Source organism: Niallia sp. Kr1, from assembly GCF_050389805.1.
Lineage (GTDB): Bacteria > Bacillota > Bacilli > Bacillales > Cytobacillaceae > Bacillus_BD.
The window spans coordinates 1,096,375-1,117,500 of sequence record NZ_CP130945.1; the positions used below are offsets into that span (position 1 = coordinate 1,096,375).

Sequence of the window (21,126 nt, forward strand, 5' to 3'; positions counted from 1 at the left end):
AATTTATGTAAAGAATGTTATTTTAGTAAAGTAAAGCGAACTTCAATGTTGAAGTTCGCTTCTTAATTTATGTATGGTTAATTGTTAATCCATCAATCTTATTCCAGGAAGGTGTTTTTGCTGAACATTCACCTCATCAGATGAATAGACCTGAACGATCATTGTTCCTGGATAGACTTTAGAACGAATGAGGATGGGTTGATTGTATTGATTATAGAAACTAAAGTCAGGTCCATACCAACTAACTGTTGCATCCCGCCCAGGAGGAACATAAGGGACGCGTTTACTATGAGAAAAGCGCTTAATAATCTTAACCCCTGCGCGATCAACAGCGTTAAATAAAGTTGAGGATACTTGACAAATACCTCCACCAATTCCTTCAGCTAGTTCACCTTTTACAATAATAGGTGCTGGGAGATAGCCTTTTGCTTTTGTCCGTTGCCCGACGGTTTGATTAAAAGAGAATGTTTCACCTGGAAAAACCACTTGATTATTAATGGCATGAGAAGCCAAGGAGATATTTTGCGACCTCTCTTTGTTATGACTATTAAAATAAGTGACATATTGACCGATTAATTTTGTTTTCACATTTTCAAGTAATTCACTATCAACGCGCGGATAGATCATTTGCACAGGTACTTCGATCGCAGAGGAGTCTGTTTGGTAAAAAACTGTATAAAAAATATTCTTAAAGGCTCTTTTGTTTAATTGAATTCCTGGTTGTTCAGGTATGATTTGTCCGTATGAATCAATTGCTGCATTAACCGGTTCTCTTCGAATGGTCTTATCGATTTGCTCCATTGTAGCTTCTAACTTATCCGTATTTGCTAAAGGGAAGTCAAGTAGGGGAAGGGCAAAGTCAGAGCGATTAATGGTCATGATTGGTTCATTCTCATAGAGTACAGTCATGTCTGCCGTTACTTCTAATTGATTATGAACGGGTGCATCTTCAATTTGATTTGTTGATGATAGTAAAATAAGTCCTAAAATCCATGATAGTTGCAAAAGTAATCACCTCCCCCTTAGTATTGGAAAGATGAATGGTTTTATGAAAAAAATGAAGAAAATCTTCTTCATTAAATAGAAAAAAATCCACAATGAGTCAGAAAATCGTTATCCGATTTTCTCAATACATTGCGGATCATTATTTTTTGGTGAGTTGACGATACTTGAAACCTCATATGCGTTCATGAGCTCGCTTGAATAGGGTTGTAAGCATTGATTTAACAGTTGGAGGTCTTGATTACTAGGGTCTAACCATGTTTGCTCAAGTTTCTTGTCTAGTATGGCTGGCATGCGGTCATGAATACCATCCATGATTTGATTCGGTGGAGTCGTAATAATGGAGCAGGTATAAATCGTATCATTTCCTTTTTTCCACCGTTCCCATAATCCAGCCATTGCAAAGGGTTCATTTGATTTAAGCTGTATCCTCATAGGGGTTTTTGTACCATTTTCATGTCTTTTCCATTCGTAAAAGCTATCAGCTATAATTAAACAACGACGTCTCCGAAATGCATCTCGAAAACTTGGTTTTTCTGCAAGTGTTTCTGCTCTTGCATTGATTAGTTTATAACCAATTTTTTCATCTTTTGCCCATGATGGAATGAGCCCCCAACGTAAATAACCTAATCGATTTTTTTTACCATCATTAATAACCGATAATACAGACTGGGAGGGAGCCACATTATAGCTTAGTTGATATAACTCTTCTGCAATGGCAGCTTCAATTTCAAATCGATCAATAATTTCAGTAAACTGGGCCGTTAACGTAAATCTTCCACACATTTTTAATCACCTCGGTAACGGCTATTTTATCAAAATACGAGGGACAAGTAAAAAGTTCGAGCATTTTAAGACCAAATTTTCCACCATTTGCGATTTCGTTTGGTTGCCGCTACTTCACGATAGCTTTCAATCATAGTTTGGAAATGTTCTTCTCTTTTTCTGATTTCTTCTTGTGATTCTTTTAATTCATGAATGGATTCTAAAATTGTTTTTTGTTTTGACTCTAATTCTACTGATAAATTCCCCATATCTTCTTTTGTTTCTTTTAGCGTATTTGCAACCTTCTCAATCGCTTTGTGATTTCTCCGATCGGTCAATTTAACTGTTTCCGTTAATCGATCTGAAAGCTTATCATAAGCAGCTTCCGAACCTTTCACAATCTCCTCGGAAAGGGTTCCGATTGATTCAGAAGTATGTTCGGAAGCCTTCATGATCATATTAGAAATTTCATGTACATTCGCCTTTTGCTTATCATTTGATCTTTGGATTGATTTTGATATTTCTTTAACGGTAATTAGAGTAGAGTTAGAAACTTCATTTTTTACTTCGTCTAGTAGTTCGTGTTTACTCATTTGAAGTTCATGCTTGAACTCAGTTAATAGATCTTGTTTAAAGTCGGCCATAGCTGTATAAAAAGCCGCTATATTACTTGCTTGCAGTTCTTTCATTTGTTCTACCGGAGCGAGAGCTACCTCCTGCGATGGTAAATTTGAGGTTTCGAGAGGTTCGGAACTTGGTTCTGAAACAGGTTCGTCTCCTTCACCATTTAAATGTTTTTCTAATAAAGAACGAATCATTCCCTTACTTACATTTTGACTACGCATTTCTTTGATTTTATTTAAAATGTTAATTTCCTCATCTGTGTAATAACGAGCGCCTTGCTGGGTTCTAGGGATGACAAGCAACCCCTCTAAATCTTTTTCCCACTGTCTAATCGTTCCAGTGGGAGTATTAATCATTTTTGATACTTCTTTAATGGAATAGGCACGTAAAATCTGTCTATTATTCATAACGACAATCCTTTCTATTTGTGTATAAATTTTAGGAGTTTTAATAATATTCTTATTGAGACTATCTATTTCCTGCCAGATGACAAAAGCTATCAAAAGAAGTGGACTTTCAACAAAAAGTCCCCTAAATATCTACCATAAAACACCATCGAATTCTTCACATTTTGTACATTGTATTTCTCATGTTTATGTGATATTTTCACAATGCCGAGAAGTTCTTATGAAGATGCGGAGGGGAAAAAATGAACTACTATAACCCAAAGGAAATAGCAGACGTAGCTATTCAAAAAGGAACTGAAAAAGCAACTGCATCAAATGTCGCAATTATGTTATTAGGATTTTTAGGAGGGGCTTTTATTGCCTTGGGGTATCTTGCATATATTCGGGTAACAGGTACAATGCCTAATGAATGGGGAGGTTTAGCAACATTATTAGGTGCAGCTGTTTTCCCAATTGGATTAATCTTAATTTTACTAGGCGGCGGAGAATTGCTAACTGGTAATATGATGGCCGTAAGTATGGCATTTTTTGCAAAAAGAATAAAGCTATCACAGCTAATACGTAATTTAGTACTTATCACTCTTTTTAATTTCCTTGGAGCTTTGTTTATTGCTTATTTCTTTGGTCATTTTGTCGGTTTGACGGAAGGGGCCTTTTTGGAAAAAACGGTTCATACCGCACAAGCAAAGGTTAATGATCCATTTTGGGTTGCTTTTGTATCTGGAATTGGCTGTAACTGGCTAGTAGGAATGGCGGTTTGGTTATGTTATGGAGCTAAAGACTTCTTTGGGAAAATTCTAGCGATTTGGTTTCCTGTTATGACATTTGTTTTAATTGGATTTCAGCACGTTGTTGCTAACATGTTTATTATTCCAGCTGCAATTTTTACAGGAGAATTATCATGGTCGACATTTCTACCAAATATCATACCCGTTTTCTTTGGAAATTTAGTTGGTGGAGCTGTTTTTGTTAGCTTATTCTACTATTTAACTTATAAGAAGAATGAAATACTAGTTAGTGTACCTGTAGAAAGTAAGGAGAAAAAGATAGGATAATAGCAACAGATAAAACTATCATGATATAGTGGATCTAGTTTTTCTCGAGAACTAGCCCCTGTATTATGATAGTTTTTTACTAAAAGTAGGATGTAAAAAAATTTATTAATCGGAGAAAACGCTTACATATTTTCTTGACGTCACTTTATTTATAGTTTATCCTTAAAAATATAAAGAGTATTAATATTTTTGTAGAATATTAATACGTTTTAATGCCTTTGGTTTAATAGATGATACTAATCCTTATTAAGTTAATTTGAATAGAAAAGAGAGGGGAACTCTTGAATTCTAAGGATTAGGAGTAGAAGTTAATCAGAACAGCAAGCTCAGGGAGGTTCTTATGAAGAAAACACTAAAAATTGCCAGTGCATTTATTGGGATTATCATTGGCGCAGGGTTTGCATCAGGACAAGAGATTTTGCAATACTTCACAAGTTTCGGATTAATTGGAACAGTCGCGATTATTCTTTCAACGGTATTATTTGCTTATATTGGAATGGTTCTTACTCGTCTTGGAAGTCGGATGAAGGCAAACAACCATAGTGATGTTATTTATAAGATTAGTGGAAAATTAGTCGGTACGATTATTGACTATATTCTAGTATTTGTTTTAATCGGCGTAGGAGTCGTTATGATTGCTGGCGGAGGATCTACTCTAAATCAACAATTTGGATTGCCATTTTGGGTAGGGGCCTTATTGATGGTAGTTCTTTTATCCATCACAGTTGTTAATAATGTTAGTAGAGTTGTAAATGTTATTGGAAGTATTACTCCATTTTTAATTATTTCTGTTGTAATCGTATCCGTATATACCTTATTTACAATGGATGGTAACTTTGCTGAACTAAGTACTCTTGCTTCTCAACAACAGAAAGCGCTTCCAAATTGGGGATTATCTGCTGTTAACTATGTAGCCTTTAATATTGCGGTAGGTGCATCGATGGCGATTGTTATGGGCGGAGACGAGCCTAATGAAAAGACTGCTGCAATGGGAGGATTATTAGGGGGAATTGGAATTGGTGTCCTAATTATGCTAAGTCACTTTGCGATTCTAGCTAATATCGAATCTGTTGTAGGTTACGATATGCCAATGTTGAAAATTGTTAGTGATCTTTCACCGGTATTAGGTACTCTTTATTCAGTTATCTTATTCGGGATGGTCTTTAATACAGCTGTCAGTATGTTCTATTCCTTTGGGGCAAGATTTGCTCATACGGGTACAAAGAAATTTAATATCATTACAATTGGTTCTATCTTAGTAGGTTTTGTATTAAGTTTCGTCGGCTTCACCGGTCTTGTTTCTATCTTCTATCCTCTGTTTGGATACCTTGGTTTGGTACTATGTGTTGTCTTAATTGTTGCATCCTTCAGAATGAAAAAATACAGTGCTCTTCAATCAGAACAAAAGAGCGCTTAATAAATGGGATAAAACATAATGAAAAGACTGATCAAAACGATCAGTCTTTTCATTATGAAATCTATAACCCAAGGAAGGTTACACTAATTATGAACGACTTCTTTAACTTCTTCCCAATAGTAATGAACGGTTTCTTTTCGAACAACTTCAGGACATTCTACTTCATCAGACCAATCATCATAATTATTTCTCTCAAGGTGCTGTATATCAACGCTATAGTATTTATCTTTGTATTTAAAGATTACAACAAGCATTTCGTAAAACCCAGCATCATCGTTTCCAAGTTCCTGGACAAATTCTAGACCATACGTAGGGTGATTTCTACCTTCAGCTACAGATTCTAAAATAACATTTTTTGGGAACTTCATTATTTTTCCTCTCCTTGTTTGTTATCCCTATGAACAAATAGTGCACAATATATAGTTTGTTGGGCAACTGCTCAAAGGTCCATCAGTAGACAATCTTTCCTGATGAATAGTTCTATATAAGCGTATTTTAATATGAATGAATAGAAAAATAAACATCTATTTCTTTAAATTCATGAGTATTTTGTGACATAAGCAAGTTGTTAATTATTTTTTTATAACTGTAATAGATATACTGATGGTTCATTCGTGTAGTATGTATGTATATTGCGTATTGTTTGACTATAGCTTTGATTCGATTTATACTATAAATATATTAATATTTCCGTTAAGGGGAGTAGCTTTAACAATTAAGTCGTCATTACAGAGTCCCATACTCTCGGCTTAGTTGGCAACTAAATGTTGTTAGCAAGACCTTACCAAGTATCTGGTATAGGTCTATTATCGTATAATCAGACTTATGCCAAATATGGCATAAGTCTTTTTGTATTCGCGTGCCCAGCAAGCCGTTAATTGCTAGTTGGTGAAAGTCCAACCTGAGTAAGTACCAAGACGCTCAGTAGCTGACAGGCAACTGGTGAAGAAATTCTAAGGTTGAAGCCCTGTGACAAAGTAACTCCCTAGCGGAGTGCGAGCAAACTAACAGGTTGTAACATAAAGTGAATCCTGCCGTCTCGTCAAAAGAACCTACCTACGGTAGCCAAAGAGAAGTCGAGCCTTGGGATAATGGGCGAAGACCATGGAAGGTGTGAAGATCTTGGAATAGCAGCACCGATGAATCTCTCGGGGTATGGGGAGCGACATGTTAGTAAAGTAGTTAGCGGAACTGGGGATACCCTCCTTATCACTTTCTTAACGAAAGTAAAGCAGAAACCTATAAGTGCAAACGAAGTGGTGGATGGATGAGAGGGAGTCGGAGGGGTCATAGTACCATTAATGACAATGACAACACAACATTGTCTAGGGAAGGACGGCGCAAGCCATTACCCTACTTCGTTCATATGTCAGAAGGAGGTAAGAGTCAGTGAATGTCAGGAAAATGACTAACTACACCAATAAAGTAAAAGCTCAAGAACTCTGGAAGACGTTATATCTTTGTGCCAAGGAATGTCCAACTCGAAGATTTCACGCTTTATATGACAAAATCTATCGTCCTGATATTCTATGGGAGGCATGGCAACGTGTGAAGCGAAAGAAAGGAAGTGGAGGTGTCGATGGACAGACGATTGAACAAATCGTCTTGGAGTACGGGGAAAAGAAATTTATGAACGAGCTCTATTTGGAACTAAAGGAGAAGCGTTATCACCCTAGTCCAGTCCTAAGAACCTATATTCCAAAGGATGATGGAAAGAAACGTCCATTAGGAATTCCAACTATTAAAGATCGGGTCGTACAGATGGCAACGAAAATGGTTATTGAACCAATATTCGAGGCTGACTTTCATGACTGTTCGTTTGGTTTTCGTCCAAAGCGAAATGCCCATCAAGCGATGGCAAAGATAAGAAAAGCCAGTAAGAAATGTTTTTGGGTAGTAGACGTCGATATCCAAGGATATTTCGATAATATTAATCAATACAAGTTGATGAAAATATTAGAACAAAGGATTAGTGATCGACGGGTTTTAGAACCAAGGAATAAATTATACTTGGATATCAGAGAGTTAGTAAAAGGGCTAAATAGGAAACTGCAAGGTTTCGAGAATTACTATCTTATCTCGGCTCACGCAAAGAAATGGCTAAATAGAATCGACTGGTATGTATTAGAACGACTTACCTTATTTCATAACAAAAAGAGAAATAATCGTAAGAAACATGGAAATTTAAAGGATGTAAGAAAAGAAGTGAAACATATATTAGTGAAATTAGCTAGTTAGACGCTGTAAAGCCAAGGAAAGAAGAACGTCGGAAAGCCGTATGAAGGAAAACTTCACGTACGGTTTGATGAGGAGGAGCTGAAAGTAAAAGAGATAGCAAAAGCTATCCCTTTGAAATCAGTTTCTTACTCTACATAGCGAATAATCGAGGAGGAGATTATATAATGAAAAGAAATAACTACTCTTTCAAACAATTAATGGAGCAAAATAAAGAAGAATTGCAAAGGAATCTACGGGAGATTGAAAAAATTGAAAAAAAGTTAGATTCTAAACTAATGAATGTAAAACAATAATAGGATTCTGTTATAAAAGGAGGATGAAAATGAATCCATTATCTATTCGCCAAGTACCTACTTATATACAAAAGGAAATAGATCTTATAAGTAAGCGAGTAAAGCCTTTAGTCAAAAAGTCTTCTACTTACGCATTCGTTTCTATTCCATTGATTTTGTTTTCGTTAACCAATCTTATTATTTTATTCTTTAATAATGGGTTTAACCGTGAAATGTGGATTACTATTTTAATATTTGCAGCCTTTGCAGCAATTGGGATGGCTCTATCTAAAGAATCGAAAACGTTGCAAAAAGAAATTCTAAAAAAGACGAATGATTATATTATAGAAAGAATAAAGAAAAGTTCAATTGTACCAGATTTTAAAAAGAAGGAATTTATGAATTTAATTAAAGCACAACCTGTTTTAGGATTTAATACATTTATTAACTTTTTAGAGGAAGAAAAACGATTGAGTAATTTAGAAAGGTATGTATAATGAATGTTAAAAAGAGAGGCTCTTCTAGTGACCTCTCTTTTTAATGCGCTTAATCGACCAAATTTGTCGATTGAACTTTATCTTCAATTTTTTTAACTTCTAGATATTGAATATGGTGGCCATCTATTTTGTTGACTTTAAAGATATAGTTATCGGTTTTAATTTCCGTACCTAAATGGGCATCAAAGTTTTGTGTTAGGAACCAGCCACCAATTGTATCGATTTCTTCATCTGAAAAATTTGTACCCAGTAATTGATTTACATCTTGAATTAATAATTTTGCATCGAGTATAAAATGTCCATCCTTCAACTTTCTAATTTCAGGGATTTCGTCGTCATCGAATTCATCGCGTATCTCACCTACGATTTCTTCAATAATATCTTCAACGGTTACAAGTCCTGAGGTACCGCCGTATTCATCCATTAAAATAGCGATATGAATGCGGTCTTTTTGCATTTTTACTAGTAGGTCATGAATGGGAATCGTTTCAATCACTCGAATAATCGGATTAATAAAAGAGTCTAAAGTAACATTTGCTTTTTGTTTTTGTAGATGAGAAATATGGGATGTTAAAAATTCCTTTGCATTAATAAAGCCAACAATATTATCTTTATCCCCATCTACAACAGGATAACGAGTATATCCCTCATTTTTTATTGTTTTCAATACTTCTTCAAATGTAGAATCAACCGATATGGTAGCAATCTCGGTACGTGGCACCATAATCTCTTTAGCAAGTCTTTCATCAAATTCGAATATGTTGTTCACATACTTTAATTCATTTTTATTGATTTCTCCACTTTTATAACTTTCCGATAGGAGAATTCGTAGTTCTTCTTCAGAGTGGGCAACTTCATGTTCTGAAGCAGGCTTCAAGCCAAAAATACCTACGAGGACTCGAGAAGATCCATTTAAAAACCAAATAAATGGGAACATGATCCGGTAAAACCAAATAATTGGATTCGCAAAAAGAAGAGTGATCGCTTCTGCTTTTTGAATGGCCAAAGTTTTTGGAGCTAATTCACCTACGACTACATGAATAAAGGTCACTAAAGCAAAGGAAATTGTAAAGGATAAGATAGACATAAATGAATCTGTTAGCGGTAAGTATTCTAGAACGGGATAAATAATTCTTTTAACAGTAGGCTCACCTAACCAACCTAGCCCTAATGCAGTAACTGTTATTCCCAACTGACAAGCAGATAAATACTCATCTAAATGCGTAATGACCTTCTTAGCTGCATTAGCTCCTTTTTTTTCTTCTGCAATGAGTTGGTCAATTCGAGACGATCGAACTTTTACAATTGCAAACTCTGTCGCCACGAAAAAGGCGGTAAGAGCAATTAATATAGCGATTAATAACAAGTTAATAGTTGTTGACAATGAGTCGTCTTACAAGTGTAAGACGTACACCTCCCGTTAATAAAAGTGGATGATAAGATAAAATTTCTATCCTTATTATTATACAATCTGTTATTCTAGCAGGCAATGAATTAGAAAGCATGTTTTGTAAACATACAGTATAGTTTTGGATTGTAATATATTAAAAACTAAAAAGCCCAAATTGATATCGGGGCTTTTTAGTTATATATAGGCTATTGCCGCATCTTTGTGGCTTTTTTCATGCTTTTTACTAGATAACCGCCTTTAAAGTTTGTCGGTTCGTAAGCAACGATAAAAGCTTTTGGTGCTTTTTTATCGAGGATTTCCATCAGTTCATTCTCTCGATTTCTCTTTACGACAATATCAAAACGATATCGTTTATTACCATCCCTACCTTCGCCTTCAAATAAGGTTACCCCAAATCCCTCAGCCCTCAAAATTTCGGCAAGCTCTGAATCTTTTTCTAATAAGCTAACATTGTAGGTTCGGTAGCCGATCGCTAATTTTCTTTCCACAAAGCCGCCAACGACAACGCCACCAGCATAGCCAACGGCATAAGCAATCATATTTAAGTAGTTCGATAAATCAGAGAAAATAATCCCTAAACTAATGACATATATTAAAGCTTCTAAACCACCTAAGATGGACGCAGTTCTAATTTCGCCCTTTACAACAAAGATGGTTCGTAATGTAGTTAAAGGAACAATGACAAATTGCATGACGACAATTAAAAGAGCTTCAAACATAATGTTCACCTCATTAATAAGCATTGAATAAAAAAGGTTACTACATACTTAAAAATAATTCAAGGATGCCACTCTATTATAGATTTAAAAAGAAAAATGTAAAGAAGGATTGAAGGAATATTATTTACTGAAAATTATAAAATTTAGAAAAGAAACGGGAGGATTCTATTAAAAAGCGGCGTATTACTTTTGTGTAGGGTAAAATTTTTTATTATCTTTTACATTACTTTAATAGAAGTAAATTATAGAAATAGTATAATGGCAGTAAATGACTATAGATTAATGGTGGAAGGATGTAAAAAATTATAGGAGGTTTATTTAATGAGAGAAATAAATGGATATAAACCCCAAAAAGTTCTAATTAAAGGACAAGGTATTGGACGAAAATTTGCTTATGGAAAAGTTGTGATTGCCAAAAATGCTCAGGAAGCTTCCGAAAAAGTGACAGATGGATGTATATTAGTTACCATTGGTTCTGATAAAGATATGGTTCCTGCTATTGAAAAATGTAGTGCATTGATTGCAGAAGAAGGCGGTTTAACGAGTCATGCTGCGATTGTTGGTCTAAACCTAGGAATTGCTGTTCTCGTCGGGATTACAAATGCTACTTCCTTATTAAGAGATGGTCAGGAAATCACGGTTGATGCTGAAAGTGGAATTATTTATGATGGCTATGTAACAAAAATTGAATGAAGGGAATAGTTATTTTATAATTGCGTTTCTTTATGGTGTTTTATACTATTAAATGTAGTTGTATTACGTGCAGTAAAAGGAGAAATGAATGAAGAAGTTTGCAGGTTTACTAATCATTTCTGGTTTGATTATCGTAGGGTTAGGTGGTTGGCAAATTTTCCAAACCAATCAAGAAACGGAAGCTTCTCTTGAAGAAGCGAAAAAGGTTATTAGTGATGGAAGTGTTGAAGAAGTGCAGCAAGAAGAAGTAGGAGAAAGGGAAGGTCGATTTACCCCAGCGATGGGGGAAGTTGTAGGTCTTTTAACTATCCCTGAATTACAGGCCCAATTGCCAATCGTCGAAGGAACGGATCCCGATGAGCTGAAAAAAGGAGTTGGGCATTATAAAGGGAGTTACTATCCAAATGAAAATGGACAAATTGTTTTATCTGGTCATCGAGATACAGTATTTCGAAAGATTGGTGAACTTGAAATAGGAGATACATTAGAGGTCCATCTTCCTTACGGGGAATTTAGTTATGAAATCACATATACAAAGATTGTTGGTGCCGATGATACAAGTATTATTACTCTTCAAAATGATTACGAAGAATTGATTTTAACAACTTGTTATCCATTTAGTTATATTGGGAATGCACCTGACCGCTATATTATTTATGCAAAAAAACTAGAAGGTTAAGATTTAGATATTTGACCGGTTCGTCATTTTTCATTCATTACAGTGAAAGTGCCAAGCATCTAAAAATGCTTGGCACTTTATTTTTTATTTTATTTTTTCTGTATTCTCATATCGACTATCTAAATAATCAACAATATGAATAATATAGCCTTCAAGTGTCTGTGGTGAACGAACACAAGAACCCCATTCTGGTAAGCCGTGATGACAGAGGATGCAATGGGTCATATGATGAATTTCTTCAAGCGTCACTGAAATGTTTTCAGCTTCAATTATTTTTGAGAGCAAGAGAACACCATATGGAATATGGCCCACCATTACTCCTAATTCATCCATTGTGATTCCACTTTGTTTACGATTTTGTAAGCCTGATGAATCAGCAGTTGGATAAAGAAATTGGAAGTCATCAAATGATTTTCCTGCATGATCATATTCCATTAATTTTCCAATATCATGATAAAGAATACTCGTCATAATTAAATCATAATTAGGGTTCGATTCCTTATAACTCATCATCCCTTGAAGCATACGATACAGGTGGTCGATTGTATCTTTCCAAACCAAATTCTTTAAATCATCGTTTTGAAAACCTGACCATAATTCCTGCTTATATACTTTTTCTACCACATTAATTAGCTTTATGACTGCTTGAAATGGATTGTCTTCTAACTTTAAAACATAGCGTGCAAAACGCATTAACCCAATTGTATGTTTAAGTAATCCACCTAAATAATTATGGTGGTAACCTTTTGCTGCAGGTCTTATTCGAAATTGGTCCCAGAATCGGTTCATTGCTCCGTAACAGATTTCCTTAAAAGGGGACTGTAATTCATTTAGATAGGAAAATAATTCAACGGTTAATTCTTCAATACTTTGCTGTGTATAAGGTAATAACGAGAACGGATTAACGTTATCTTGGCAAGGTTTTAAAACATTAACCGTTAATGATTTATTCCCGTTAAATTCATCTACGATTCCTTCAATATCAAAAACTGAATAACTCTCTAATAAAGGTACATTTCTATCGACAGCCCCTTGATTGTCCCACATTTTTGCACTTATACTGCCAAAATTATTACTGAAACTAATTTTTAAAAATTGTTTGTTTGTTTTAGTTAGTGCTACTTGAAAATCATTTAACAAAAAGCGAGCTTTAATATAATCTCCGGAAGTCGCGCTTTGAATATCAAAGAATTCATCGCTATTCGGTAGTTGAGGTGGTGGAAATTGGTTTAATATTTCATGTCTTTCCACTTCAGATGCCTCATATTGAACCGCTATAAAATTATAAAAGTATGAGGTAGTTATATTTATCATTCTATCACTCCAATAAAGAGAGTTTCCTTAACAAACCATATTCTTTTTCATTGTAACAAACTTTAAAGCTTTATGGATAAGATATATTGGATGTTTATAGGGATGAAAATAAAAAAGATCGATTTTCTAATAGAAAATGCGATCTTTTTTATGATTATTTTCTCTGTATTAATCGATCTCGATCTTCAGCTTGAGGGGGCTCTTCAAACCAACCGTATTTGATCATTAGATTAGCCCCATCTTCAGCAAAAAGCAATAGATCTGGAAGAAGTGAAGCATATCTTAACCCCAAATCTCTACGTGGACTTGCTCCCATCGCAGTTCCATAGTAACTCATACCTGTGGCTGTCATGGCTCCAATATGGAACAACATTAACTTATCCGAGAAGACAGGTGTTGTCGAATTGGAAATTTCAGAATCACTACCTGTAGGTATCGGTAGATCTGCTTTTGTTAAAAAATGACCAAATAGATCAATATGTTTTTGAGCCAATTTTTTTCCTCTTAAAAAGTATTGCTTCACATCTTCATTTTGAGCTGTTTGAGCAAAAGCGGTAACTAAGGCTTTACCAATTGAATTTGATTGTAGATTAATAAATAAATGAGTAATCTCTATTGCGGATAAAGGTCTTTTGTTTCCAAAGAACCCCGTTAAATATTCCTGTCTTTTAGCAAAATCTATATGATCTGGTTTCACTAGAGAAGGTGTTTTGGCGTATATCCCTTGTTTGAGCATCAACTCTCTAGTAAGGTCTTGCAGCATATTTGCTTTTTCTTGTATGCGTTTAAATAAAGAAACGAGTTCTGGACGGGTCACAATCCCGAGGGAGCTACTACTTGCTGCCATAGCAAGGATAGACATATTTTTTAAATATTGTAGCATCAACGTATCTGAAACAAGTTTTGGGGCCTTAACGTTCACATCCCGATCTGTAAAACCAAGCGGAATCGGATATTCCTCTCTATTAAAAATCTCTTCCATAATTGATAGGTTTCCTTTTGCTATATCTAAGGTCCACTGGATAATGGGACGGACTTCTTCGTCTTCGACTGTTTCCAAAAAGTACTGGTTTATACATCTTGCCACGGTATCATTCATATATTGCATCCATAGTCCGGAAATTTCCGCTGCAGTAAAAGGTAATTTATTTTTATCTTTCACAGTCAACCACCTTTCTCATTGTGTTATTAAAAGTAATATCTCCAACTAGGTAAAAAATAATAAGTATTGTTAATGAAAAGAAAAATATTGTTGCTGATTTAGGGGGATATTAGAAATGTGTTGCCCTGTGACACACATTAAACAACGTGGAGGGATAATACTTGAATATACTAATTCGTTTATTTCCATCCCTATTTTCAATAATGGTTGTAGTTAGGTTCCTTATAAAGGGAGTTTTAGCTAATTTTAATCGAATGGTAGAAATGCCTTCGTTGGTATAAGCGCTGAGTATATGCTGAATAGTCCTTTTCACATTGTGGTAAAAAAAGCGGGCGGAGCTCGCTTTTTTATACCGTCTTTACTGATAGTAAGTAAGTCCCCTCTACATTAAGAGACTAAATGATATGAAGTAGCGGAGGGGGAGCAACTGCCAGTAAAGTTCTGAATGAATGTACGAATACTAAATACGGCAACATCTGCGTGACCAGCATGTTGTTGATCTTCATTAACCATCGGTGGGAGTAATGTAGGCTAAAAAAGTGATGTTTTGTTGCGATACCTGCACTATTAAGTTATCCTGTATTGAAAAAGCCAAAGGTGAGACTTTCACTTTATATAGACTTTTTCAACCCACAGTTCCTGCACTCTCGAATGAATATAAAATCTTTAACCGTGCTTTTGAAATGGGAATGACCGCAATTGTCACAGCGACCTGAAACTTTATCAGGGAATTTGTTGTAATCATAAATTGTGGAAGTATCATATTCGTACTCTTTATTTGAAGCATCTTCTGACAAAGGAAACACCTCATTCTAAAATTATCTTACTTATATCCTTTATTATCTATTTTAGTCGTTATGATTTCAAGTATCGTCCAAATCGACTTCTTATTTGAAATTCAAATTAGACTTCCTTACAATGGACATGTGAATGGAATACTTTAAAGGGGATTATGAACATGGAATATACTAAATTTACAGGATATATTGGAACCTACACAAAAGGTGAAAGCAAAGGGATTTATTCATTTGTCCTTGATACAGAAGCGGGAAGGATCTCAGAAATACAACTTGCGGGAACATTGGATAACCCTACATACTTAACGATCAGTAAGGATCAAAGGTTTTTGTACTCAGTTATGAAAAAGGACACAAAAGGTGGCGTAGCCGCATATAAAATCGATCCTAATTCTACTAAATTGAGTCTAATTAATACACAATTATTAGAAGGTGCTCCACCGTGTCATGTGAATACTGATAGCCAGCAACGCTATTTGTTCAGTACAAATTATCATAGAGGGACAGTTGAATCCTATTTAATTAATCAGCATACTGGTGAAATATCAGAACCATCGTCAGTTGTTCAACATGAGGGCAACGGTCCTGATGAACGTCAAGAAAAAGCTCATACTCATTATGCAGGTATGACACCTGATGAAAAATATCTTGTTGTTGTTGAATTAGGGAGCGATAAACTGCTTACTTATAATGTGAAAGAGGACGGAACATTAACAGAGGTTAGCAGATTAGATATCCGTCCTGGTAGTGGACCTAGGCATCTTACTTTTCATCCTTTAAATAAAAACATTGCTTATATCATGACGGAATTCAGTTCAGAAATTATCGTCTTATCCTATCATGAAGAAAATGGAAGTTTTACTGTACTAGAAACTCATAAAACGATACCTAACGATTTTGTCGAAAATAACCAGGGGAGTGCCATCCATACAAGCAGCGATGGAAAGTTCGTATATGTAGGTAATCGTGGACATAACAGTATTGCTATTTTTAAAAGTAATTCTGAAACAGGAAGATTAGAATTCGTGTCAACTATTTCAACAGAAGGAGATTGGCCAAGGGATTTTGTTCTTGATCCTACTGAAAAATATTTAATTGTTTCTAACCAAAACTCAAGTAATTTAGTGTTATTTTCAAGGGATTCCGAAACAGGGACTTTAAAACTCTTGCAAAAAGATATCGTGGTACCTGATCCAGTTTGTGTCAAGTTTTTATAAATATGGGGGATTAAAGTATGGCTGAAATCAAATATGAGATTAAAGAAAATATTGGCATCTTATCAGAATCACCTAAAGGCTGGACAAAAGAGTTAAACCTTGTAAGCTGGAATAATAAGGAACCGAAGTTTGATTTACGGGACTGGGATCCAGACCATCAAAAGATGGGGAAGGGGATCACCTTAAACAACGAGGAGTTAAAAGTGTTAAAGGAACTTTTAAATAATATGAATTTATAGAAATGAAAAGAGATGTAAATGAATCCATATGTTTTTTTTAAAAGACAAATGGTTTCAGATTGTCGTCAAAAAAGTTCGGGATGATATTCATCTCGAACTTTTTTGTGATTTTTGGATATTTCCCCCTTCCTATTTATCTCTATAAGCTCAGTCGAGTCTAGTTGGTAATCTTCTTTCTTCATTGCAGCAAAAGTAAGGATTCGCCTGCACCGAATTTATCATGTCCCCTTATCGTTGTTCAACTCATACCATGCTTCTTTTGCATCAGGGAATACAAAGCTCTTTCAATTGTCCTCACTTTGCATATATTCAACACATTATATGATTACGAAACAGACTATCTAAAATCGCGAGAAATAATAAATATTCAAGTGGGTAATTTCAGTTGTTAGGAACTGCTCACAATAAAAATTAATATTGAATAGTTGGTTTTTCAATGGTAAATCAAACTTCTATTAGAATAAATAAAAATAAAAACCGTGATCCTGAATAAGGGGTCACGGTTTTTATTGAATGGATAAAGTCGGTCTGGAAATAGTGACCGCTACCATTCAAGGCGATCTCTCAATAATGTTAATTACACAACCATGAAAACAATCGTTTCTAAAAATAAACGAATATAATATAATGTAAGAAAGAATTGTCCTTTTGCATTTTTAGGGGGACATAGGGTCTCTTATTTCCACGCAAACCTCATTTTATTGTTTTAGGAGGACATACGATTCTTTATTTAAGTAATTCCTCAAACAACAAGAGACATTTTCCTTAATAACGGAATAGATGTCCATTCACCCTTGGAATTTTGCTTCTTTAGCCTCGTTAGCGGAACCAATGTCCGCTTTCTCCAACATGCTACAAGTACGACGTTACTTATCTAGCCTCTTTTAAATGATGTCAGTTTTAAATTTTTTATTTTCAAGGACATCCACCTTGATTAGGATTACGGTTTAGACAATGGATTTTTTTACTCATGAAAAAATATTAAACCGAAAAGCGAAGTGAATACAAATGTCAAAATTTGAGCAAAAATATGAGCGGTGGCTTCAAGAGAAAATTTACGAAGAGAAAAATCATAGGAGACGTGAGATCCTAGAAAAGGGGCTAGGACATGGTACAGTTCAATTTGGTGCCCTACGGTAGGAAATTTTGATCATTTATATCCTGAATGGGAGGTGCGTGATTTCAATAATGGATATCGTTACTTGGATCTTGCTTATAGGCCTGAGGATGCAAAGGGCTGTATCGAAATTCAGGGATACGGACCTCATGCAAGAGATCTTGATGTACGGCGATTTAAGGATTTGTGTTGGAGACATTCTTTGTTAGCACTAGATGGATGGACGATACTACCAATTGCCTACTTATCGATTATAGATGAACCAAAACGGTGTCAACAACTTATTCTTGCTTTTATTGGAAAATTCATCTCCACTGATGCACCCGCACAATTATCTTGGGTTGAAGCAGAGGTTGTATATTTGCACGTCGTCTACTTCGTCCGATCACTCCTCTTGAGATTGCAAATCATTTAAAAATAAGTGACCGTCATGCGAGGCGGATTTTACATAATATGGTTGATTTAGAAATTCTAAGTGTAGCAAGTGGTATTCAGCTCTCGCGTACATATAAACTCAGATGATGATCAACCACTCCTTCTTCTGAGGACATATGATTCCTTATTTCCACCAGTCACTTGCTTTTGATGAAGTTATCGGACATACAGACCGTAATAACTGCAAATCATCAAGAAATAGCTGTGATTTTCCTTAATAACGGAATAGATGTCCGTTTTCTTCTAGAAAACTCCCATTTGGTACAAATATCGGAACTTATGTCCAAAAACTCAAACACAGGATTAAAAAACAGCATCATTTCTCAAATAAGAGAAATGATGCTGTTTTTGATTATGGACTTTAGTCTGTTGCGACTGAATAAGGCGCAACATAAAACCACCTGCTATGCGGGTGGATGACAAAATGTTATACAAATATATAAAAAAAACTCACTTTCAGTTTTATAATAGAGATTGTTCAAGCCTCTAAAATAAGAAAGGAAAGTGAGTATATTGGCCAATAAAGCGAATAGTTTAGCACATACCAAATGGATGTGTAAATACCATATCGTCTTCACTCCAAAGTATAGACGAAAAGTAATTTACAATCAATACAGAAGGAGTATTGGAGAAATTTTGAGAACTCTATGTAATTACAAAGGAGTTGAGATAATAGAAAGTCACCTGATGCCAGATCATGTCCATATGTTGGTAAGTATTCGACCCAAGATGGCTGTATCAAGTTTTATGGGATATTTAAAAGGAAAAAGTGCGCTCATGATTTTTGATAAACATGCAAATTTAAAATATAAATTTGGAAACAGGCATTTTTGGGCAGAAGGATATTATGTGAGTACCGTAGGACTCAATGAAGCAACAATAAAAAAATATATTCAGGATCAAGAGAAACATGATATCGCATTAGATAAATTAAGTGTAAGAGAATATACAGACCCTTTTAAGGGTAGCAAGTAATACAAATAGCCCTTCAGGGGTGGCAAAGGCAATAGAGGCTTGAATCAATATGAAAGCCAGCGCCTTTAGACGCTGGCCGGTAGTATAGGCTTATAGCCTTTGTGCAAACCACCCTTTGGAAGGGTGGTTATGATTATATAGTATGGAGAATAGGGGGCTCGAACCCCTGACCTCTTGCATGCCATGCAAGCGCTCTCCCAGCTGAGCTAATCCCCCGTATTTGATTACATATGAAATTATAACGATAAAGAGTAAAGGTTGCAATAGGGGAATGTAATAAAAATTATAAATAACTAGATTTTCAATTTATTTCATATATATGATAATGAATCAATAAAGTGCTGTAGTTGTTACTTATTTAAGGGGAAGGGGGGAGTAATGGAATGAAGCAACTATTACTTGATTTTGTAAATTACGAAGTTCTTTTAAAGCTTTCGTTTGCAGCTATTTCTGGTATAGGAATTGGATTAGAAAGAGAATTAAAAGGAAAACCGTTGGGATTAAAAACATGTCTTACCATTTCTGTCATGGCATGCTTACTTACAATTGTATCATTTGAATCTGCTTTTCTATATTCTAAAGAATATTCTCGCCCGATGGACCCTGGACGAATTCCTTCTTATTTAATTTCTGGCATCGGCTTTTTAGGTGCTGGTGTTATTCTTAGAAGAGGAAACGAAGCGATTTCAGGTTTAACGACAGCTTCTTTAGTTCTTGCTGCAGCAGGAATTGGAATTACGATTGGTGCAGGATTTTATATGGAGGCTCTTTCGGGTATTATCTTTTTAATTACGGGAATAAAAGCGGTTCCGCGGTTATTTGATAAATTGGGTCCGAAAAAACTTCAGGAAAAAGAAATCAAGGTAAAATTATATATAGAAAAAACGACGAACCTAACGGAGCTGATTAAAGAAATAAACAGTAAAAACTTAGGGGTTAGACGGTTGAAAATTAAGGAAGAGTCAGATGATATAGTAGTAAACAGCATTATGTATGTTCAAAAAAAGTTATACACTACGGATATTTACTATGAATTAAAATCGATCATAGGAGTAATCCAAGTAGAAGTGGAAAGCGTAGAATAATATACAAGATTGTCATTGGTTGATATCTTAAATCATAAAACAGGCTGAATCCAAATGTTGTATAAAATGACTTGGATACAGCCTAAAATTGCTTATAGAATTAATAAAGTATAAAGGTAAAACCAGAAAAAATAAATGCAGAGACTACTGATAAAATAAATGTTCCGCCCCTGACTTTCTCTTCAGAGTCTGCGATTTTTATACCTTCAAAAAATGCGTACAAAAATAAGAATACTGCCATGATTAGGGATAGATAGAGTGCGATTGTTTGTAGCATTAGTTCCTCACCTTTCAACTTTCAATATAATAGGGATACTAGAACTTATGATAGAATGTCTTATAATATGACTATTATTTAATTTAATAAGACCCTATCATTTTTGTGTATAAAAAATTTATAAAATTATATTGATAAAACAAATGAGTCATGATATATTATTACATGTCCTTGAGAAAGTCGTTCATTTTTAAAAAAACTTTTTTGAAAAAAGTTGACAAAGAAAACAGGGATGTGTTAACTTAATAAAGTCGCTTCTGAGCGAAAATGAAAAATTGCTCTTTGAAAACTAAACAAACAAAAACGTCAACGTTAATTCTAGTTACTATATGTAACAAAAAACTAGTTGCTTAATTGCAACAAACTTTATGAGCTTTATCAAACACTTTATTGGAGAGTTTGATCCTGGCTCAGGACGAACGCTGGCGGCGTGCCTAATACATGCAAGTCGAGCGAATCTGAGGGAGCTTGCTCCCAAAGATTAGCGGCGGACGGGTGAGTAACACGTGGGCAACCTGCCTGTAAGACTGGGATAACTTCGGGAAACCGGAGCTAATACTGGATAATTCTTATTAACTCATGTTGATAAGCTAAAAGACGGTGTAAGCTGTCACTTACAGATGGGCCCGCGGCGCATTAGCTAGTTGGTGAGGTAACGGCTCACCAAGGCAACGATGCGTAGCCGACCTGAGAGGGTGATCGGCCACACTGGGACTGAGACACGGCCCA

Annotated in this window: 21 protein-coding genes, 1 tRNA gene, 1 rRNA gene and 2 pseudogenes (1 of these 25 only partly in view); 14 read left to right on the forward strand and 11 right to left on the reverse strand. The window is 35.2% G+C overall.

Annotation, left to right across the window (positions count from 1 at the left end):
• Positions 1 to 84 precede the first annotated feature (84 nt).
• From Q5760_RS05410 to Q5760_RS05420, 3 genes are all read right to left on the reverse strand, one after another.
• Positions 85 to 1,005: a VanW family protein gene (locus tag Q5760_RS05410; protein WP_428911210.1), complete on the reverse strand. Its 921-nt coding sequence runs from the start codon at positions 1,003 to 1,005 to the stop codon at positions 85 to 87.
• A 108-nt stretch (positions 1,006 to 1,113) separates the two neighbouring features.
• Positions 1,114 to 1,788, reverse strand: a complete 675-nt coding sequence (locus tag Q5760_RS05415; RefSeq protein WP_428911211.1) for an SOS response-associated peptidase — start codon at positions 1,786 to 1,788, stop codon at positions 1,114 to 1,116.
• 65 nt (positions 1,789 to 1,853) lie between these two features.
• A complete protein-coding gene (locus Q5760_RS05420; protein ID WP_428911212.1) occupies positions 1,854 to 2,798 on the reverse strand; it encodes a MerR family transcriptional regulator in 945 nt (314 codons plus the stop codon).
• Positions 2,799 to 3,040: 242 nt separating this feature from the next.
• Here Q5760_RS05420 and Q5760_RS05425 point away from each other — a divergent pair, with 242 nt between their 5' ends.
• Positions 3,041 to 3,853 (forward strand): formate/nitrite transporter family protein, encoded by an 813-nt coding sequence (locus Q5760_RS05425; protein ID WP_428911213.1) that lies wholly within the window; start codon positions 3,041 to 3,043, stop codon positions 3,851 to 3,853.
• 340 nt (positions 3,854 to 4,193) lie between these two features.
• Positions 4,194 to 5,270: a YkvI family membrane protein gene (locus tag Q5760_RS05430; RefSeq protein WP_428911214.1), complete on the forward strand. Its 1,077-nt coding sequence runs from the start codon at positions 4,194 to 4,196 to the stop codon at positions 5,268 to 5,270.
• Positions 5,271 to 5,353: 83 nt separating this feature from the next.
• Here Q5760_RS05430 and Q5760_RS05435 read toward each other — a convergent pair whose 3' ends face one another.
• Complete coding sequence (locus Q5760_RS05435) at positions 5,354 to 5,638, reverse strand: hypothetical protein (protein WP_428911215.1); 285 nt, start codon at positions 5,636 to 5,638, stop codon at positions 5,354 to 5,356.
• Between the two features lie 723 nt (positions 5,639 to 6,361).
• Here Q5760_RS05435 and Q5760_RS05440 point away from each other — a divergent pair.
• From Q5760_RS05440 to Q5760_RS05455, 4 genes are all read left to right on the forward strand, one after another.
• Positions 6,362 to 6,541 carry a hypothetical protein gene (locus Q5760_RS05440; RefSeq protein ID WP_428911216.1) on the forward strand — a complete coding sequence of 60 codons (180 nt, stop codon included), beginning with the start codon at positions 6,362 to 6,364 and terminating at the stop codon, positions 6,539 to 6,541.
• Between the two features lie 118 nt (positions 6,542 to 6,659).
• Complete coding sequence (locus Q5760_RS05445; protein ID WP_428911217.1) at positions 6,660 to 7,508, forward strand: reverse transcriptase domain-containing protein; 849 nt, start codon at positions 6,660 to 6,662, stop codon at positions 7,506 to 7,508.
• Positions 7,509 to 7,672: 164 nt separating this feature from the next.
• The gene (locus Q5760_RS05450; protein WP_428911218.1) at positions 7,673 to 7,801 is read left to right on the forward strand and encodes an FbpB family small basic protein; all 129 of its coding nucleotides are present in this window, start codon (positions 7,673 to 7,675) and stop codon (positions 7,799 to 7,801) included.
• A gap of 29 nt (positions 7,802 to 7,830) precedes the next feature.
• The gene (locus Q5760_RS05455; RefSeq protein WP_428911219.1) at positions 7,831 to 8,277 is read left to right on the forward strand and encodes a DUF5392 family protein; all 447 of its coding nucleotides are present in this window, start codon (positions 7,831 to 7,833) and stop codon (positions 8,275 to 8,277) included.
• Positions 8,278 to 8,326: 49 nt separating this feature from the next.
• Here Q5760_RS05455 and Q5760_RS05460 read toward each other — a convergent pair whose 3' ends face one another.
• Entirely contained in the window at positions 8,327 to 9,661 is a 1,335-nt protein-coding gene (locus Q5760_RS05460) for a hemolysin family protein (RefSeq protein WP_428911220.1), read from the reverse strand.
• A gap of 212 nt (positions 9,662 to 9,873) precedes the next feature.
• On the reverse strand, positions 9,874 to 10,407 hold the full coding sequence (locus Q5760_RS05465; RefSeq protein WP_428911221.1) for a DUF5698 domain-containing protein: 534 nt from the start codon (positions 10,405 to 10,407) through the stop codon (positions 9,874 to 9,876).
• Positions 10,408 to 10,764: 357 nt separating this feature from the next.
• On the opposite strand from Q5760_RS05465, the pseudogene Q5760_RS05470 reads away from it, so the two are divergent.
• Together Q5760_RS05470 and Q5760_RS05475 are read left to right on the forward strand one after the other, a co-directional pair.
• Positions 10,765 to 11,100, forward strand: a pseudogene (locus tag Q5760_RS05470) (PEP-utilizing enzyme); the annotation flags it as partial.
• 88 nt (positions 11,101 to 11,188) lie between these two features.
• Positions 11,189 to 11,779 (forward strand): class D sortase, encoded by a 591-nt coding sequence (locus Q5760_RS05475; protein ID WP_428911222.1) that lies wholly within the window; start codon positions 11,189 to 11,191, stop codon positions 11,777 to 11,779.
• An 84-nt stretch (positions 11,780 to 11,863) separates the two neighbouring features.
• On the opposite strand, the gene Q5760_RS05480 is transcribed toward Q5760_RS05475, so the two are convergent.
• The 3 genes from Q5760_RS05480 to Q5760_RS05490 form a co-directional block, all read right to left on the reverse strand.
• Positions 11,864 to 13,093 carry an HD domain-containing protein gene (locus Q5760_RS05480; protein WP_428911223.1) on the reverse strand — a complete coding sequence of 410 codons (1,230 nt, stop codon included), beginning with the start codon at positions 13,091 to 13,093 and terminating at the stop codon, positions 11,864 to 11,866.
• A 154-nt stretch (positions 13,094 to 13,247) separates the two neighbouring features.
• Positions 13,248 to 14,255 carry a DUF3231 family protein gene (locus tag Q5760_RS05485; RefSeq protein WP_428911224.1) on the reverse strand — a complete coding sequence of 336 codons (1,008 nt, stop codon included), beginning with the start codon at positions 14,253 to 14,255 and terminating at the stop codon, positions 13,248 to 13,250.
• 611 nt (positions 14,256 to 14,866) lie between these two features.
• The gene (locus Q5760_RS05490; protein WP_428911225.1) at positions 14,867 to 15,052 is read right to left on the reverse strand and encodes a hypothetical protein; all 186 of its coding nucleotides are present in this window, start codon (positions 15,050 to 15,052) and stop codon (positions 14,867 to 14,869) included.
• Positions 15,053 to 15,207: 155 nt separating this feature from the next.
• Here Q5760_RS05490 and Q5760_RS05495 point away from each other — a divergent pair, with 155 nt between their 5' ends.
• From Q5760_RS05495 to tnpA, 4 genes and pseudogenes are all read left to right on the forward strand, one after another.
• Entirely contained in the window at positions 15,208 to 16,269 is a 1,062-nt protein-coding gene (locus Q5760_RS05495; RefSeq protein ID WP_428911226.1) for a lactonase family protein, read from the forward strand.
• Between the two features lie 17 nt (positions 16,270 to 16,286).
• A complete protein-coding gene (locus Q5760_RS05500) occupies positions 16,287 to 16,508 on the forward strand; it encodes a YdbC family protein (protein ID WP_428911227.1) in 222 nt (73 codons plus the stop codon).
• Positions 16,509 to 17,516: 1,008 nt separating this feature from the next.
• Positions 17,517 to 18,147, forward strand: a pseudogene (locus Q5760_RS05505) (transcriptional regulator).
• 426 nt (positions 18,148 to 18,573) lie between these two features.
• Positions 18,574 to 19,035 carry an IS200/IS605 family transposase gene (tnpA, locus tag Q5760_RS05510; protein WP_428911228.1) on the forward strand — a complete coding sequence of 154 codons (462 nt, stop codon included), beginning with the start codon at positions 18,574 to 18,576 and terminating at the stop codon, positions 19,033 to 19,035.
• A gap of 143 nt (positions 19,036 to 19,178) precedes the next feature.
• Here tnpA and Q5760_RS05515 read toward each other — a convergent pair.
• Positions 19,179 to 19,251: transfer RNA gene (locus tag Q5760_RS05515), tRNA-Ala, on the reverse strand.
• Between the two features lie 167 nt (positions 19,252 to 19,418).
• Between Q5760_RS05515 and Q5760_RS05520 the strand changes: the two genes are divergently transcribed.
• Positions 19,419 to 20,120 carry an MgtC/SapB family protein gene (locus Q5760_RS05520; protein WP_428911229.1) on the forward strand — a complete coding sequence of 234 codons (702 nt, stop codon included), beginning with the start codon at positions 19,419 to 19,421 and terminating at the stop codon, positions 20,118 to 20,120.
• A gap of 100 nt (positions 20,121 to 20,220) precedes the next feature.
• Here the strand turns inward: Q5760_RS05520 and Q5760_RS05525 are convergent, their stop codons facing one another.
• Complete coding sequence (locus Q5760_RS05525) at positions 20,221 to 20,397, reverse strand: hypothetical protein (protein ID WP_428911230.1); 177 nt, start codon at positions 20,395 to 20,397, stop codon at positions 20,221 to 20,223.
• A gap of 387 nt (positions 20,398 to 20,784) precedes the next feature.
• Here Q5760_RS05525 and Q5760_RS05530 point away from each other — a divergent pair.
• Positions 20,785 to 21,126: ribosomal RNA gene (locus tag Q5760_RS05530) — 16S ribosomal RNA — on the forward strand; it runs 1,208 nt beyond the window's last position.